This is a genomic window from Lentzea sp. NBRC 105346, from assembly GCF_030269605.1.
GTDB lineage: Bacteria > Actinomycetota > Actinomycetes > Mycobacteriales > Pseudonocardiaceae > Lentzea.
In genome coordinates this window covers 1-388 of record NZ_BSTQ01000054.1, presented here as the reverse complement: position 1 = coordinate 388, position 388 = coordinate 1, and the positions used below count along the sequence as shown (strand labels likewise).

Here is a 388-nt window from a genome sequence, read left to right as displayed (position 1 = left end):
AGGCGAGGCCGACAGGCGTAGTCGATGGACAACGGGTTGATATTCCCGTACCCGTGTGAACGCGCCCATGGCGAACCTTGTGATGCTAACCGCCCGAAGCGCGGTCGGAAGTCCTTCGGGACCATGATCGTTGTGGAGCGCGGGATCCGAACTTGTAGTAGTCAAGCGATGGGGTGACGCAGGAAGGTAGCTCCGCCAGTGAGTGGTAGTACTGGTGTAAGCGTGTAGGGAGAGCTGTAGGCAAATCCGCAGCTCACGTATCCTGAGACGTGATGCATAGCCGATTGAGGCGAAGTAGAGTGATCCTATGCTGCCGAGAAAAGCCTCTAGTGAGTGTTCATGCGGCCCGTACCCCAAACCGACACAGGTGGTCAGGTAGAGAATACCG

At 57.2% G+C, this 388-nt stretch carries 1 rRNA gene; it reads left to right on the top strand.

Annotated elements, in window-relative coordinates:
- A 23S ribosomal RNA gene (locus tag QSK35_RS42565) occupies positions 1-387 on the top strand; the annotation flags it as partial.
- Position 388: the final 1 nt, after the last annotated feature.